Genomic DNA, 15286 nt, shown 5'->3' with positions numbered 1-15286 from the left:
AAGGTGGCACCCGTCACTCTTCGGTGACCGTCACCCCCTCAGCGTCGATGCCATCCGCAATATCACCGCGCACGACGGTCAGCGTGCCGGTCCCGGCATCCTCCTGCACCACCTCGATGCCGGTCTTATCGCCGTCATCGTTGCCCGCCGCGGTCACGTCCCGCATCAGCGCCGTCAGATCGCCGTCGCCCTCTTCCTCGAACACAAAGCCCTTGCCGCCGTTGTCGAGCGCCACAGCGTGAAGAGCCTCGACGGTCACGTCGCCCGCGTCTTCTTCGGAGAGCTTTACGCCGTCATCGGTGTTGCCGGCCGCGTTCCCGTTCAATGTCAGGTGGATGCCGCCCGCGTCCTCTTCGTCGAAATCGAGCCCCTCGTCGCGGTTGTCCCGGATCAGCGTGTCGTTCACCACCGCAAAGATGCTGCCGGCGCCGGCCTCGTCGATGTCGAACCCGTCATCGAGGTCGAGCCCGAATTCATACGCCTCGACTGATCCGCTGTCGTAAAGGTCGACCTCGCGCTCGATGCAGGTTGCGTCAGGCGCATCCGTGACCGGGCCGGGGATGGCGTCCTCGGCCATCGCGCCGTCCTCGAACTCCGCCTCGTCGGGCGACGGCAGGAGGGGGCTGAGGATCGCGGGATCGCAGTAGTTGCCGTTGGCGATGAAGTAGGAGCTTGCGACATGCACCGTCACGTCGCCGTCCTGCCCTTCGTCGAGCTCGATCCCGTCCGCGCCCACGCGCTGAAAGGTGCTGTCTGCGGCAAACATCGTGATGCTGCCCGCGCCGCGCTCATCGACGCGCACCCCGTCCGCGTCAAAGCTGCCGAGCCCGACCGCATCGACCAGCACATTCGTCATGTGCAGGTGCACCGATGCCGCCGAGCCGTCGCCCGCGCCGCCACCGCCCGACCCGCAGGCGTCCGCCAGCGTGCAGTCCGAGATGTGGATGCCGTGGTTCGCCACGTCCGAGACGGTCACGTCGTTCAGCATCATCGTCACCGTGCCGTCCGCGTCTTCGGGAACGGCGACAAAGAGGCCCTTGCCCGCCACGTCCCCGGCCTGCGCCATGATCGAATAGCCCCCGGGTCCGGTGAAGTTCACGCCCGACACCGTCAGATCGGCGCCTTGGGTCACGGCAAAGACGTCGCCCGCGCCGCGCATGCGGATCGTTTGCCCCTGTCCGAGCAGCGTCAGCGGCGCGGTCCCGGCGTAGGTCATCGTGGTGTCGGTGCCAAACGCGTCGCCGTTCAGAACCACGGTGCCGCCGGTCTCGACAAGCGCGTCGAGCGCGCTCTGCAATTCGGGCGCGCTCTGTACGATACGGGTGGTCTCGGCATGGGCAGCCGCGGTCAGCGCGATCAGCGATACGGAACCGGCAAGAAGGATGCGGGGCATGAGGTCGTCTCCATTAAGTACAAGGCGAGCGGGTAGGGACGGCACGTAACGGCGCGGTGACAGAATGATGACATTCGAGCGACAGCGCGCCGGTGCCGCGCGAGGCCACGCGTGGCCCCGAGGGCTTGCCAAACAGGCGCCAGCCGCCTAAAGCACACCCGTCAACGCGGCGGGCCTTCTCGCGTTGGGACGAGAACACCAGTCAAGGGTCGGGCAACCGGCCCTTTGTCGTTTCTTTCCAGCCGCCCGCCTCCGGCCAACCAAGACCCGCGGAGCCAACCGCGCGGCCAGTCAAATCCCGGGCCTCACATGGGCCGATACAAAGGAATGAAAACGCCACATGGCAAACGCATCAATGGACGAGTTTGAAGCACTCCTGAACGAAAGCTTCGAAATGGACACACCGACCGAAGGGTCCGTGGTCAAGGGCAAGGTGATCGCGATCGAAGCGGGCCAAGCCATCATCGACGTCGGCTACAAGATGGAAGGCCGCGTCGAGCTCAAGGAATTCGCAGAACCCGGTGAAGCGCCCAGCGTGGCGGTCGGCGACGAGGTGGAAGTCTACCTGCGCGCCGCCGAGAACGCCCGCGGCGAAGCCGTCATCTCCCGCGAGATGGCCCGCCGTGAAGAGGCATGGGACCGTCTCGAGAAAGCCTACGCCGACGACGCCCGCGTCGAGGGCGCGATTTTTGGGCGCGTCAAAGGCGGCTTTACCGTCGATCTCGGCGGTGCCGTGGCCTTCCTGCCGGGCTCCCAGGTCGATGTGCGCCCCGTGCGCGACGCAGGCCCGCTGATGGGTCTCAAGCAGCCGTTCCAGATCCTCAAGATGGACCGCCGCCGCGGCAACATCGTCGTCTCGCGCCGCGCGATCCTCGAGGAAAGCCGCGCCGAGCAGCGCGCCGAAGTCATCGGCAAGCTCAACGAAGGCGATGCCGTGGACGGCGTGGTCAAGAACATCACCGAATACGGGGCCTTCGTGGACCTCGGCGGTGTCGACGGCCTTCTGCACGTGACCGACATGGCCTGGCGCCGCGTCAACCACCCCTCCGAGATCCTCGCCATCGGCGAGACGATCAAGGTGCAGGTGATCAAGATCAACAAAGAGACCCACCGCATCTCGCTCGGCATGAAGCAGCTGCAGGAAGACCCGTGGGATCTGGTCGCGGCCAAGTACCCGCTGGCCTCGGTCCACCAGGGCCGCGTGACGAACATCACCGACTACGGTGCCTTCGTCGAGCTGGAGCCGGGTGTCGAGGGCCTCGTGCACGTCTCCGAAATGTCCTGGACCAAGAAGAACGTTCACCCGGGCAAGATCGTCTCCACCTCCCAGGAGGTCGAGGTCATGGTGCTCGAGATCGACGGTGCCAAGCGCCGTGTCTCGCTCGGTCTCAAGCAGACCATGCGCAACCCGTGGGAGGTCTTTGCCGAGACCCATCCCGAGGGCACGCAGGTCGAGGGTGAGGTCAAGAACATCACCGAATTCGGTCTCTTCGTCGGGCTCGACGGCGACATCGACGGCATGGTGCACCTTTCGGACCTCAGCTGGGACGAGCGCGGCGAAGACGCGATCCAGTCCTACCGCAAGGGCGACGTGGTGCAGGCGGTCGTCTCCGAAGTCGACGTCGAGAAGGAGCGCATCTCGCTCTCGATCAAGAACGTCGGCGGCGACAAGTTCGCCGATGCCGTGGGCGGCGTGAAGCGCGGCTCGATCATCACCGTCGAGGTGACCGCGATCGAGGATGGCGGGATCGAGGTGGAATACGAGGGCATGAAGTCCTTTATCCGCCGCAGCGACCTCAGCCGCGACCGCGCCGAACAGCGCCCCGAGCGCTTCTCGGTCGGCAACAAGGTCGACGTGCGCGTGACCAACGTGGACAGCAAGTCCCGCCGTCTGGGCCTGTCGATCAAGGCGCGCGAGATCGCCGAAGAGAAAGAGGCCGTTCAGCAGTACGGCTCCTCGGACTCCGGTGCATCGCTCGGCGACATTCTGGGCGCGGCCCTCAACAAGGACGACTGATCCACGGCCAGAAATGGCTCGAAGAGTTCGAGTGCCCCGCAGCGCGTATGCGGGGCATTTGTCGTTTTGGCGTGCCCGAATCAGAAAAACGCGTGCCACTGGAGGCTGTGCGGCAGCACGTCGCAGGTGAGCGCGCCGCGGCGAGGTCCCGCCCAACGGCGCCAAACGCCGCAAAAATCAGGGGTTTGCGGCGCGCCGGTCCGGTTTTCGTTTTTGTTTCCCGGCCAGATCCCTATAGTCGGACCGAGCGGATAATGTGTGGTCCGGGGGATGTCACCATGATCAGGTCTGAGCTGATTCAGAAAATCGCGGATGAAAATCCGCACCTTTACCAGCGTGACGTCGAACGGATCGTCAACACCATCTTTGAAGAGATCATCGACGCGATGGCGCGCGGCGACCGGGTCGAGCTGCGCGGCTTTGGCGCGTTTTCGGTCAAGAAGCGGGACGCGCGCGTCGGGCGGAACCCCCGCACCGGCGAAGCGGTTGATGTCGAAGAGAAGCACGTGCCATTCTTCAAGACGGGCAAGCTGCTGCGCGATCGTTTGAACGGCAAGGGGTGATCGAGGCCGATGCGGTACATCAAATATGCGTTTCTGGCCGTTCTTGCGGTGATCCTCGTCTGCGTCGCGCTGGCCAACCGCCAGGTCGTGACGCTGAATTCCATTCCCACGGGCCTGCAGGAGATGCCGGGCGCCGGTATGGCGAGCTACTCCGTCGATCTGCCGCTGTATGTCGTGATCTTTATCGGGATCGCGGCGGGCCTGCTGATCGGCTTCACCTGGGAGTACCTGCGCGAGATCAAGCACCGCGCCACGGCCAGCCGCAAGACGCGCGAGGCCAAGGAGCTGGAGCGCGAGGTCAAGCGGCTGAAGGCGCAGCGGAACGAGGGCAAGGACGACGTGCTTGCGCTCCTCGACGAGGCAAGCTGACGCCCGTCACATGACAGCTCCGAAGGTCAAGATTTGCGGGATCACCGATCCGGCAGCGCTGAGCGCCGCGGTCTCTGCCGGCGCGGCCTACGTAGGGTTCGTGTTCTTTGAAAAGTCTCCCCGCAACCTCTCCATCGAGTCGGCCCGCGCGCTGGCCGTCGAGGTGCCGCCGGGCGTGATGAAGGTCGCGTTGGTGGTCAACGCAGACAACGCGGCGCTCGATGCCATCGATGCCGCGGTGCCGCTCGACATGTGGCAGCTGCACGGCTCGGAAAGCCCGGAGCGCGTGGCTCAGGTCAAGGCACGTTATGGCTTGCCGGTGATGAAGGCGGTTGGGGTCGCGGACGCGGCGGACCTTGAGGCGGTCGACAGATATGCTTCGGTCGCGGATCAGATTTTGGTGGACGCCAAACCTCCGAAGGGCGCAAACCTGCCAGGCGGCAATGGCGTCTCTTTCGACTGGCGGCTGGTGGCGCATCGCCGCTGGACGCACCCCTGGATGCTGGCCGGTGGATTGACGCCTGAGAATGCGGCAGAGGCGGTTGCGTTGACGGGAGCCGGGCAGCTCGATGTGTCTTCGGGCGTGGAGGATGCGCCGGGGGTGAAATCGGCTGAGAAGGTTCGTGCCTTTTTGGCGGCGGTGTGCACGTAGGGTCTGCGTCGGTATGGGGGCTCTGCCCCCGCCGCCGCAAAATCTTCTTGCGAAGATTTTGTGTCGTCTCCCCCGGGATATTTTTAGCCAGAAGAAGTAGGGTGGGCAGTGCCGTTTGAGGGGTGGTGCAGGCAACGGGTCGCAGTGGTTGGCGCTTGTCCCTGAAGGCTGTGCGATATACCCCTTGGCGCTTAGACAGGGGAGCGCGAGATGCCAGACGATCTGATCAATTCCTTTATGACCGGGCCGGACGAAAACGGGCGGTTTGGCGACTTTGGCGGGCGGTTCGTGTCGGAGACGCTGATGCCGCTTATCCTCGATCTCGAGGCGGAGTACGAGAAGGCCAAGACCGACGACGATTTCTGGGCGGAGATGAACGATCTCTGGACGCATTACGTGGGCCGGCCGTCGCCCATGTACTTTGCCGAGCGCCTGACCGAGCATCTGGGCGGGGCCAAGATTTACCTCAAGCGGGACGAGCTGAACCACACCGGCGCGCACAAGATCAACAACGTGCTCGGGCAGATCATCCTGGCGCGCCGCATGGGCAAGACCCGGATCATCGCCGAGACGGGTGCGGGCCAGCACGGCGTTGCGACGGCGACGGTCTGTGCCAAGTTCGGGCTCAAGTGTGTGGTCTACATGGGCGCGCATGACGTTGAGCGGCAGAAACCAAACGTGTTTCGCATGAAGCTGCTGGGCGCGGAGGTGATCCCGGTTACCTCGGGGCGCGGCACGCTCAAGGACGCGATGAACGACGCGCTGCGCGACTGGGTGACGAACGTGCGCGACACGTTCTACTGCATCGGCACCGTGGCGGGGCCGCACCCCTATCCGGCGATGGTGCGCGATTTCCAGTCGATCATCGGCAAGGAGGCCAAGGCGCAGCTGCAAGAGCAGGAGGGCCGTTTGCCGGACACGATCATCGCCGCGATTGGCGGTGGCTCGAATGCGATGGGGCTCTTTTATCCCTTCCTCGACGACAAGGAGGTCAACATCATCGGCGTCGAGGCGGGCGGCAAAGGTGTAAACGAGAAGATGGAGCATTGCGCGTCGCTCACCGGTGGGCGTCCGGGCGTGCTGCATGGCAACCGCACTTACCTTTTGCAGGATGATGACGGGCAGATCCTCGAGGGCTTCTCGATCTCGGCGGGGCTCGACTATCCTGGGATTGGTCCCGAGCACTCGTGGCTGCACGACATCGGGCGGGCGCAATATGTGTCGATCACCGACAAGGAAGCGCTGGAGGCGTTCCAGCTTTGCTGTCTGCAGGAGGGGATCATCCCGGCGCTCGAGCCGAGCCACGCGCTGGCGCATGTGATGAAGATCGCGCCAGAGCTGCCGGCCGATCACATTATCTGCATGAACATGTGCGGGCGGGGCGACAAGGACATCTTTACCGTCGCGGCTGCGCTGGGGGTGGAGATGGGCGCGAGCGACTAGGCGTCGTCGCTGCTCCCGAAGGCGTGTTCTTCGAGCACGCTGAGCGGGACGATTTCGAGTGCGCGTGCGTGCGTCGCGGCGAGGTTGACTTGCGGCGCGCAGCCTTCCTCGTGGGCTTGCAGGAACCTTCCGGCGCAGAGGCACCAGCCATCGCCGGGCTTGAGGCCGGGGAAGCGGAACTGCGGTACGGGCGTCGAGAGGTCGTTGCCGAAGTATTTCGAGTAGGCGAGGAATTCAGCGGTCATCACGGCGCAGACCGTGTGGCTGCCCTGGTCGGCGGCGCAGGTCGAGCAATGGCCGTCGCGAAAGAAGCCGGTCATGGGGTCGGTGGAGCAACTCTCAAGAGCGCCGCCCAGCACGTTGATATCGTCGTCTTTCTCCATGGTCTGCTCCTACCAATCAGGTGGCGTCCAGTCCGGTGATGTCCAGTTAAGCCAGCGTCCGTGAAAGTCGATCCGTCCGAGGCTCTGCCGTCTGCCGCCCGGCCACGTGGTCAGATGTAGGGCGGCGCCGGGGCTTTGGCCATCAGGCTCCATCGAGAGGCGGGCGAGGGGGCGGTCTTGGGTCGCGCGCGTGCCTGCTTCGGAGAGGAGGCGTTCGCCGCGGGCCTGCACTTCGGCTGGGAAATACTGCCAGGCGATGGTGTGAAAGACGAGGTGCAGGGTGCCTTCGTGCGGGTGTTCCAGCCGTGTTGCGAGCCAGTCGATGGCGTCACCTTTGTCCACCTGCGGGGCGGGGAGTGCCATGGCCGCGCGGGTCCGGGCGAGGCGGTCCGGCTGGTCGGGCCAGAGGTAGCTGAGGAGGCGCAGCCCGGCGTCCTCTGAGGTGAGGTCGACCGGGCGCAGGTCGACGCCGCGACGCTCGATGACATTTGGCGATGCCGAGATAGGCGGAGGGCCGGTCCAGTCCGGCGTAAGCATGATGGGTGCTTCCGCCGGGCCGAGGCGGGTGCCGAGGGCCTCGAGCGCGAAGTGATCCCAGAGGAGGTTGACGCCGGCGCTGGCGCCAAGCTCGCTCAGTTGGAGGGGGAGGCCGAAACGGGCGGTGAGGGCGTGGCCTGTAGCAATGAGACAGGCGGCGCGACGGACCTCGTTGGTCTGCGGCGGGCTGTCGAGGCTTGTGTGGATCGCCTCGGAGTGTGTGCCCAAGGCGGCCATAACGGCGTCCCAGAGGGCGTCGTCTGATGTCTCGTGTGGCGGGTAGACGGCGGCGAGGCCCGGGGCCTTTCCGCGCAGGATCAGGCTGTGGAGCGCGCCCGCGGTGCGCAGCGGCACGGATTGTGCGGAGGGGCCGACGTCGCCGGGCCAGTCGAGGATGCGATCCGCAACGGACGAGCCGCGCTCGAGGCGGTTTGCAAAAAGCGCCATGAGCCGTCCCATAAAAGGGGAGCCGAGGCCGGGGCAGACTTTGGCCTGTGCGGAAAAGGCGGCGCGGACGCTCACCGGAACTTGTCCGCGAGCCGTTGCAGGGCGGAGCGGTTGTCGGGTGCGGCTGCTTCCTTGGTGGAGGTTTCGGGAGCCTTGGGTGTCGCAGGTTTGGTCGTCTGCTGAGGTTTGTCCTTGGCCGGGCCTTTGGTCCCGGTGCCGGAGCGCGGCGGGTTCACCTGCATCGCAACAGCGTTGAGGAACCGGGCATCGTCGCCGTCCGCGAGGGAGGGCGCGCCGTCCGATACACCGCGCAGCACAAGGTCGAGCCAATCGTCGTCAGCCTTCGGGAAGTCCTTGAGCACGTAGCCAGGGACCAGCTCCTTGCGGCCGGGGTGGCCGACGCCGAGACGTACGCGGGCGTAGCTGTCGCCGATATGCGCGTGGATCGAGCGAAGGCCGTTGTGGCCGGCGTGGCCGCCTCCGTGCTTGACCTTGACCTTGGCCGGGGCGAGGTCGATTTCGTCGTGGAGGACGATCACGTCGTCCGGCTCGGCCTTGTAGAAGCGCAGGGCGGCGCCGACGGATTGGCCGGAATTGTTCATATAGGTTTCGGGTTTTAGGAGCAGGACCTTTTCGCGGCCCAAGCGTCCTTCGGCGGCCTGTCCCTGGAACTTGGCCTTCCAGGGGGCAAAGCCGTGATCCGAGGCGATGCGGTCCAGTGCCATGAAGCCGATGTTGTGGCGGTTGCGGGCGTATTTGGCACCGGGGTTGCCCAGTCCGACGATGAGGCGCATGGCGGGACTCCTGAGCTGAAGGGACGTTTGCGATGCCTAGCGCGCCGGGCGCGCGGGCGCAAATGCTGCAACGCAAAATGCCGCGCCCGGGTGGAGCGCGGCGTTCTGGGTCTTGCTTGCCCATAAGGGCGGAAGATCACTCTTCGGATTGCTCGGTCGCCGGGACGTCGTCCGCCTCGGGAGCATCGCCCTCGTCGTCATCGGACTGAGAGGCAAGGCCGGACGGGGCCGACATGTTCGCGATCACGAAGTCGCGGTCGATCGTCGGCTTGGCGCCCTTGGGCAGGGTCACGGACGAGATGGTGATGGTGTCGCCGATCTCGAGGCCGGACACGTCGACCTTGATGTCCTCAGGGATGTCGCCGGCGGTCACGATCAGTTCGATCTCCGGCCGAACGATCGCCAGCACGCCACCCTTGCGCTTGCCGGGCGCCTCTTCTTCGCCGACGAAGTCGAGCGGGATGAAGAGGTTGATCTTGGTCGTGCGGCGCAGGCGCATCAGGTCGATGTGCGTCGGCAGGTCCTTGACCACGTCGCGCTGCACGTCGCGGCAGATGACGCGGACGTCTTCGTGGCCGTCGACCTTGAGGTTGAAAAGCGTGGACTTGAACCGCCCGGACTTGAGGCGCTTAAGCAGTTCGTTGAAGGGCACGCTGATCGGAAGCGGGTCGGTGTCGCCACCGAACACGATGCCCGGAACGCGGCCTTCGCGGCGCGCCTGACGAGCGGCGCCCTTGCCTGTCCCCGTACGTTCCTGAGCGTGAAGATCTGGGATTTCGCCAGCCATCATATCTCTCCTGGGTTGCGGCGGGCATCCTCCAAGGCTGTATGCCCGCGTGAAGCCCGCCCGATAGCGCGGGTTGCGGCTGTTGAAAAGGGCAAATGTTGCAGGGCGGTCAGAGTTTTTGATCCCGCACCGATGCGGGCGCTCTTGCGGGGGCGCGGGGGCTGTGAAACGGCTGGGCGCATGACGTCCTTGCCGGCCTTGCACACCTCCTGGTCCCGCGGTTTCCGCCTGTCGCGCGCCACCCTGCCTGCCTTCATGGCCGAGGGCGCGGTCTGGGGGACCTATGCCGCCTATGTGCCCGACATCAAGGCGGGGCTCGAGGCGTCGGACGGCGCGTTCGGCGTGGCCTTGCTTTTTGGCTCGGCGGGCGCGGTCTGCGCGATGCTGCTTGCGCCGCTTTTTGACCGGGTGACGGGGAAATTTGGCATGGCCATCGGCGCGTTGATGCTGGTGATCGCCGCGCAGGTGATGGTGTCGGCGCCGGTTCTGTGGGTCTTTGCGGTGTTCCTGTTCTTTACCGGTGGAGCCTCGGGCCTGCATGACGTGGTGATGAACGCGCGCCTTGCCGGGATCGAGGGGGCGGAGCGCGTGTCGCTCATGAACCTCAATCACGGTTTCTTTTCGGTGGCTTACGCGATTGCTGCTTTCTCGGCCGGGTTGGCGCGGGAGGCGGGCGTGCCGGTAGAGACGACCTTTGGCGTGTGGTTCGCGCTGATCGCGCTCGGGGCCTGGTGGATGATCGAGCCGCCGCGCGAGGCGCCGGAGGATGATGGCAAGAGCGCCGGGTTCAAGCTGAGCCGGCCCGTCTGGTGGGGTGGGCTGATCGTTCTGGTGGCGTTTTTGACGGAGAACGCGGCGGAGGGCTGGTCGGCGCTGCACATCGAGCGGTCTTTGGGCGGGAACGCCACGGAGGGCGCGCTGGGGCCGACGATGCTGGGGATCACCATGGCGATCGGGCGCCTGTCCGGGCAGGCGGTGGTGGCGCGGTTCAGTGAGGCGTCGGTGACCTTCTGGGCGGCCTTGCTCTCTGCCTCGGGCGCGCTGATCGCCGCGATGGCGCAGGTCGAGTGGGTGGCCTACCTCGGGTTTGCCGTGCTCGGTCTTGGGGTCAGCGTGATCGCGCCGATGGTGCTGGCGCTTGTTGGCCGCCGCGTGCCGGCGCACCGCCGGACGGTTGCGATCAGCCGGGTGGCGGTGATCGGGTATCTGGGGTTCTTTGTGGGGCCGCCGATGATGGGGCTCGTGAGCGAGGCCGTCGGCCTGCGCTGGTCGTTTGTCTGCGTCGCGGTGGTGTTGGCGCTGGTGCCGCTGTTCCTCGTGATGCTGCGGCGGGAAGACAAGGTTTGATCTGAAGGAACGCCCTTTGGGCGTGCTTTATCTTGGCGCCAGGCGGGGCTGTTCGGCAGGGCTTGGGCCGCTGTGCGTGTGTTTGGTGCGGGAGCCTCCGGCGGGAGTTTATCTGGGAAGATGAAGCCGGAAGCTTCGCCCTCTAGACGTGCGTTTTGCCGAAGTCGGGGGGCAGCAGGAGGTTGTCGCGATTGAGTTGTGAGACGTTTTGGCGGCCGCAGAGGGCCATGGTGGTGTCGAGTTCCTTGTGCAGGATTTCGAGGGCTTTCGTGACGCCTTCCTGGCCCATGGCGCCGAGGCCGTAGACGAAGGAGCGCCCGACCATCGTGCCTTTGGCGCCGAGGGCGAGGGCTTTGAGCACGTCCTGGCCTGAGCGGATGCCGCTGTCCATCCAGACGTCGATCTTGTCGCCGACGGCCTCGACGATGCCTGGAAGCGCTTCGATCGAGGAGAGGGCGCCGTCGAGCTGGCGGCCGCCGTGATTGGAGACGACGAGCGCGTCGGCGCCGGTTTTGGCCGCCATTTCAGCATCTTCGGGGTCGAGGATGCCTTTGAGCACGACCTTGCCGCCCCACATGTCCATCAGCCGTTTGACGTGATCCCAGTCGAGGCGCGGGTCGAATTGTTCGGCGGTCCAGGCGCCAAGGGAGGAGGTGTCGGAGATGCCGTCCACGTGGCCGACGATGTTGCCGAACTGGCGGCGCGTGGTCGACAGGATCTCGAGCCCCCATTGCCATTTCGTGGCAAGATCCGCGATCACCGGCAGCGTCAGTTTCGGCGGCGCGGAGAGGCCGTTCTTGAGGTCCTGGTGGCGTTGACCGAGGATTTGCAGGTCGAGCGTGATGACCAGCGCCGAGCATTCGGCGGCCTTGGCCCGGTCGATCAGGCGCTTGGTGAAGTCCATGTCCTTCATCGTGTAGAGCTGGAACCAGAAGGGCGCCTGCGTGGCCTTGGCGACATCTTCGATCGAGCAGATGGACATGGTGCTGAGGGTGAAGGGCACGCCGAATTTGGCGGCGGCGCGGGCGGCCTTGATCTCCCCGTCTGCGGACTGCATGCCGGTGAGGCCGACGGGGGCAAGGGCGACGGGCATGGCGACGTCCTGGCCGATCATCTGGGAGGCTGTGGAGCGGCCGGTCATGTCGACGGCCACGCGTTGGCGCAGGCGGATGCGCTCGAAGTCGGTGGTGTTCGCGCGGAAGGTCTGTTCGGTCCAGCTGCCGCTCTCGCAATAATCGTAGAACATCTTGGGGACGCGGCGTTTGTAGCGGCGTTTGAGGTCGGCGATGTTGGTGATGACGGGCATGGCGGCCTTTCGGTTTGGTCATAAGTTCTTACCAACCTTGCGGTGTGCGGTTCAAGCGCAGAAGTGATACGAGATCGAACTTTATGCTTGTAAGTGATGCGGTGTCGTTCTAAATGATACGACATCGTACCATATTGGAGCTTGCAATGACATCGCTGACCCGCCGCAAAACCCTGGCCCTGATCGGAGGTGGTGTTGTCGTCGCTGCCGCTGCGGGCACGGCCTCGATCTTTCGTCCTGCCCATGCGGCGGTTGCGCCCTGGGCGGCGGCGGGGCAGTTTGCCGAGCCGCGGATGCGGGCGCTGAGCTGGGCGATCCTGGCTCCGAACCCGCACAACCGGCAGCCCTGGCAGGTCGATCTGAACAACGACGGCGAGGTGCATCTTTACGTCGATACGGAGCGGCTCTTGCCGCACACCGATCCCTTTAGTCGCCAGATCACGATTGGTCTTGGGTGCTTTCTCGAGACGTTCGACATCGCGGCGGCGGCGGATGGGTTTGGTGTGGAGACGGCGCTTTTCACCGAAGGCGCGGACCCGGAAAGGCTCGATGCGCGGCCGGTGGCGGTGATGAAGCTGGTGCCGGGGGGTGCGGAGCCGGACGCGGACTTTGGCTTGATCCCGCACCGCAGGAGCGCGAAGGAGCCGTATGCGGAGACGCCTGTGACGGACGCGCAGATGGCGGAGCTTGTGGGGAGCGCGCGGCATGGGAGCCGCGCGGCTGGCACGGCAGAGCCGCGGGATGTGCAGGCGCTGGTCGATCTGAGTGTCGAGGCCATGCTGCTCGAGCTGACCACGCCGCACACCTACAAGGAATCGGTCGACCTTTTTCGGATCGGACGGCGCGAGGTGAACGCCAATCCCGATGGGATCGACCTGGCCGGGCCATTGTTCGAGGTGCTCCGGGCGACGGGGTTTTTCTCGCGTGAGGCGGCGCTCGATCCCGAAGGGTTTGCCTTTCAGTCGGGGGTGGAGGCGGTGCTGGCCAATCTCAAGTCTGCGGGTGGGCATGTGTGGCTGACTTCGGAGGGGAACACGCGGGTCGATCAGATCGCGGCGGGGCGTGACTGGATGCGGATGAACCTCGCAGCGACGCGGCTTGGCCTCGGGGTGCATCCGCTCAGCCAGGCGCTGCAGGAGTACCCCGAGATGGCAGCGCATTACGCGGACATCCACAGGCGTCTGGCCAAGCCGGGAGAGACCGTGCAAATGTGGGCGCGCGTGGGCATTCCGCCCGAAATCGGACCCAGCCCGCGCTGGCCAGTGGAGGCAAAGATCGTGAATGCGTGACGCGGAGCTGCCGATCTTCTTTGGACTTTTCAACGAGATCGGCATCCTCAACCAACTGAGCCGGACCGCCTTCGAGGCGGTTCTGCCGGATGGGCTGCTGGTCACGCATTTCAGCGTGCTCAACCATTTGATCCGAGTGCAGGACGGGCAGACGCCCTTGAAACTGGCGAGCGCGTTTCAGGTGCCGAAAACCTCGATGACGCACACGTTGGCGGGGCTCGAAAAGCGCGGGTTTGTCGAGATGCGGCCGAACCCGAAGGATGCGCGGAGCAAGTGTGTGTGGATCACTGAGGCAGGGCGGCGTTTTCGCGAGGAGGCGATCGTTGCGATCTCGCAGGCGCTGAGGGGGCCTTTGAGTGAGTTTCCTGTGTCGAAGGCGTGGGCAGTTTTGCCGGTTTTGGCGGAGCTGCGCGCGATATTGGATGCGGCGCGGGATTGAGGTCTTCGACCTTTGACCTGTTTTTTACTCGCTCAGAATAGGGCGTCTGCCTGACAGGTGCTGTCAGGCCGCGTCATGCCAAAGGCATGCCTCTGGCATGACCCGCCCCCCGTCAAACCGAAGGTTTGCCTTCAGCAAAATGGGCGGCGCGATTGCGCCCCCCGCGGGCCGGCGCGTGAATTTCTGTTACTAAGGTCGCTGGATTGTGGCTCGCTTGCGCTGCTAAGGCCGCAGCACCATACAAGTCGTCGAGCCGGTGGCGTAGAGCTTGTCGTCTTCCACCCCGCGCATCTCACCCGCGGCGACGCCGGTCGAGCGCCCCATGTGCTGCACCCAGCCACGGGCGGCGATGCGCGTGCCGAGGGGGATGCCGCGGGTGACGTTGATTTTGTATTCGAGCGTGGTGTAGCCGGTGCCTTTTTCGAGCATCGTCATCACAGCGCAGGCCATGCAGCTGTCCAGGAGCGTGCCGTACCAGCCGCCGTGGACCGTGCCCATGGGGTTGCAATGGTCGAATTCGGGCGTGCCTTCGAAGGTCACCTCGCCTGCGCTGACGGCGGTGAGCTGGTAGTTGAGGACTCGGCAGATCGGCGGGGCGGGCAGGGTGCCGTCACGCATGCCCTCCATGAAGGCGAGGCCGGACATCTACATGATCTCCGGCAGGGGCAGGAGGTCTTCGGGGCCGTCTGCGAACTTGATATCGGCCATGGTCAGGCCGCGTGTGCGCCGTCGCTGAGGGATTTGACGAAGGCGAGCACATCCGGGACCGATTTGCCGGAGGCAAGTTCGGAGACGATGGCCGAGCCGACCACGGCGCCGTCCGCAACGGAGGCGATCTCTTGTGCGTTTTCGGGGGTGCGGATGCCGAAGCCGACAATCACAGGCAGGTCGGTGGCGGTCTTGATCCGTGCGACTTCGGGGCCGACATCGGCCGATTGCGCGGCGGCTGCGCCAGTGATGCCGGTGATCGAGACGTAGTAGACAAAGCCTGACGTGTTCTGCAGCACCTTGGGCAGGCGTTTGTCATCGGTCGTGGGCGTGGCGAGGCGGATGAAGTTGAGGCCCGCCGCTTGCGCCGGGATGCAGAGCTCGCTGTCCTCTTCGGGTGGCAGGTCCACGACGATCAGCCCGTCGATCCCGGCCTCCTTGGCCTCGGCCAGAAAGTGGTCCACGCCGCGCGAATAGATCGGGTTGTAATACCCCATGAGCACGATGGGAGTCGTGTCGTCGCCCGCGCGGAAGTCGCGCACCATCTGCAGCGTCTTTTGCAGCGTCATGCCCGCCTCGAGCGCGCGCTGTCCGGCGAGCTGGATCGTCGAGCCGTCCGCCATCGGGTCGGTGAAGGGCAGGCCGAGTTCGATAATGTCGACGCCCGCTTCGGGCAGACCTTTCACGAGGTCCAAGGCTGTCGCGTAGTCAGGGTCACCGGCCATGACGTAGGACACGAACGCCTTGCGCCCGGCGGCGCGCAGCTCGGCAAATTTGGCGTCGATGCGTGACATGGCGATCTCCCTTTGACA

Annotated in this window: 16 protein-coding genes; 8 read left to right on the top strand and 8 right to left on the bottom strand. The window is 65.3% G+C overall.

Going from position 1 to position 15286, the window contains the following annotated elements:
- Positions 1–13 precede the first annotated feature (13 nt).
- Complete coding sequence (locus ACU0B3_RS14795) at positions 14–1393, bottom strand: hypothetical protein (RefSeq protein ID WP_446261638.1); 1380 nt, start codon at positions 1391–1393, stop codon at positions 14–16.
- Positions 1394–1733: 340 nt separating this feature from the next.
- On the opposite strand from ACU0B3_RS14795, the gene rpsA reads away from it, so the two are divergent.
- From rpsA to trpB, 5 genes are all read left to right on the top strand, one after another.
- The gene (gene rpsA, locus ACU0B3_RS14790; protein WP_446261637.1) at positions 1734–3410 is read left to right on the top strand and encodes a 30S ribosomal protein S1; all 1677 of its coding nucleotides are present in this window, start codon (positions 1734–1736) and stop codon (positions 3408–3410) included.
- Positions 3411–3688: 278 nt separating this feature from the next.
- On the top strand, positions 3689–3973 hold the full coding sequence (gene ihfB / locus ACU0B3_RS14785; protein ID WP_446261636.1) for an integration host factor subunit beta: 285 nt from the start codon (positions 3689–3691) through the stop codon (positions 3971–3973).
- A 9-nt stretch (positions 3974–3982) separates the two neighbouring features.
- The gene (locus tag ACU0B3_RS14780) at positions 3983–4342 is read left to right on the top strand and encodes a LapA family protein (RefSeq protein WP_446261635.1); all 360 of its coding nucleotides are present in this window, start codon (positions 3983–3985) and stop codon (positions 4340–4342) included.
- 10 nt (positions 4343–4352) lie between these two features.
- Positions 4353–4994 (top strand): phosphoribosylanthranilate isomerase, encoded by a 642-nt coding sequence (locus tag ACU0B3_RS14775; RefSeq protein ID WP_446261634.1) that lies wholly within the window; start codon positions 4353–4355, stop codon positions 4992–4994.
- Between the two features lie 210 nt (positions 4995–5204).
- A complete protein-coding gene (trpB, locus tag ACU0B3_RS14770; RefSeq protein WP_446261633.1) occupies positions 5205–6437 on the top strand; it encodes a tryptophan synthase subunit beta in 1233 nt (410 codons plus the stop codon).
- Here the strand turns inward: trpB and ACU0B3_RS14765 are convergent.
- From ACU0B3_RS14765 to ACU0B3_RS14750, 4 genes are all read right to left on the bottom strand, one after another.
- Entirely contained in the window at positions 6434–6820 is a 387-nt protein-coding gene (locus tag ACU0B3_RS14765) for a DUF2237 family protein (RefSeq protein ID WP_446261632.1), read from the bottom strand. The two genes, trpB and ACU0B3_RS14765, sit on opposite strands and share 4 nt — an antisense overlap.
- Positions 6821–6829: 9 nt before the next feature.
- Entirely contained in the window at positions 6830–7879 is a 1050-nt protein-coding gene (locus tag ACU0B3_RS14760; protein WP_446261631.1) for a DUF2332 domain-containing protein, read from the bottom strand.
- The gene (pth, locus tag ACU0B3_RS14755) at positions 7876–8598 is read right to left on the bottom strand and encodes an aminoacyl-tRNA hydrolase (RefSeq protein WP_446261630.1); all 723 of its coding nucleotides are present in this window, start codon (positions 8596–8598) and stop codon (positions 7876–7878) included. The genes ACU0B3_RS14760 and pth overlap by 4 nt, the downstream gene beginning before the upstream one ends.
- A gap of 136 nt (positions 8599–8734) precedes the next feature.
- Entirely contained in the window at positions 8735–9385 is a 651-nt protein-coding gene (locus ACU0B3_RS14750) for a 50S ribosomal protein L25/general stress protein Ctc (protein ID WP_446261629.1), read from the bottom strand.
- Positions 9386–9565: 180 nt separating this feature from the next.
- Here ACU0B3_RS14750 and ACU0B3_RS14745 point away from each other — a divergent pair, with 180 nt between their 5' ends.
- Complete coding sequence (locus ACU0B3_RS14745) at positions 9566–10732, top strand: MFS transporter (RefSeq protein ID WP_446261628.1); 1167 nt, start codon at positions 9566–9568, stop codon at positions 10730–10732.
- Positions 10733–10874: 142 nt separating this feature from the next.
- Here ACU0B3_RS14745 and ACU0B3_RS14740 read toward each other — a convergent pair whose 3' ends face one another.
- The gene (locus tag ACU0B3_RS14740; RefSeq protein ID WP_446261627.1) at positions 10875–12038 is read right to left on the bottom strand and encodes an alpha-hydroxy acid oxidase; all 1164 of its coding nucleotides are present in this window, start codon (positions 12036–12038) and stop codon (positions 10875–10877) included.
- 146 nt (positions 12039–12184) lie between these two features.
- Here ACU0B3_RS14740 and ACU0B3_RS14735 point away from each other — a divergent pair, with 146 nt between their 5' ends.
- Both ACU0B3_RS14735 and ACU0B3_RS14730 read left to right on the top strand, forming a co-directional pair.
- The gene (locus ACU0B3_RS14735; RefSeq protein WP_446261626.1) at positions 12185–13327 is read left to right on the top strand and encodes an Acg family FMN-binding oxidoreductase; all 1143 of its coding nucleotides are present in this window, start codon (positions 12185–12187) and stop codon (positions 13325–13327) included.
- A complete protein-coding gene (locus ACU0B3_RS14730; protein ID WP_446261625.1) occupies positions 13320–13766 on the top strand; it encodes a MarR family winged helix-turn-helix transcriptional regulator in 447 nt (148 codons plus the stop codon). Before ACU0B3_RS14735 ends, ACU0B3_RS14730 begins: the two co-directional genes overlap by 8 nt.
- A 222-nt stretch (positions 13767–13988) precedes the next feature.
- Here the strand turns inward: ACU0B3_RS14730 and ACU0B3_RS14725 are convergent, their stop codons facing one another.
- Together ACU0B3_RS14725 and trpA are read right to left on the bottom strand one after the other, a co-directional pair.
- On the bottom strand, positions 13989–14411 hold the full coding sequence (locus ACU0B3_RS14725; protein ID WP_446261624.1) for a PaaI family thioesterase: 423 nt from the start codon (positions 14409–14411) through the stop codon (positions 13989–13991).
- Between the two features lie 65 nt (positions 14412–14476).
- Positions 14477–15268: a tryptophan synthase subunit alpha gene (trpA, locus tag ACU0B3_RS14720; RefSeq protein WP_446261623.1), complete on the bottom strand. Its 792-nt coding sequence runs from the start codon at positions 15266–15268 to the stop codon at positions 14477–14479.
- Positions 15269–15286 lie beyond the last annotated feature (18 nt).

The sequence above is a fragment of the Pseudaestuariivita sp. genome (genome assembly GCF_052825805.1).
The sequence above is the reverse complement of the archived record's forward strand: the minus strand, read 5'-3'. Positions and strand labels throughout refer to the sequence as shown.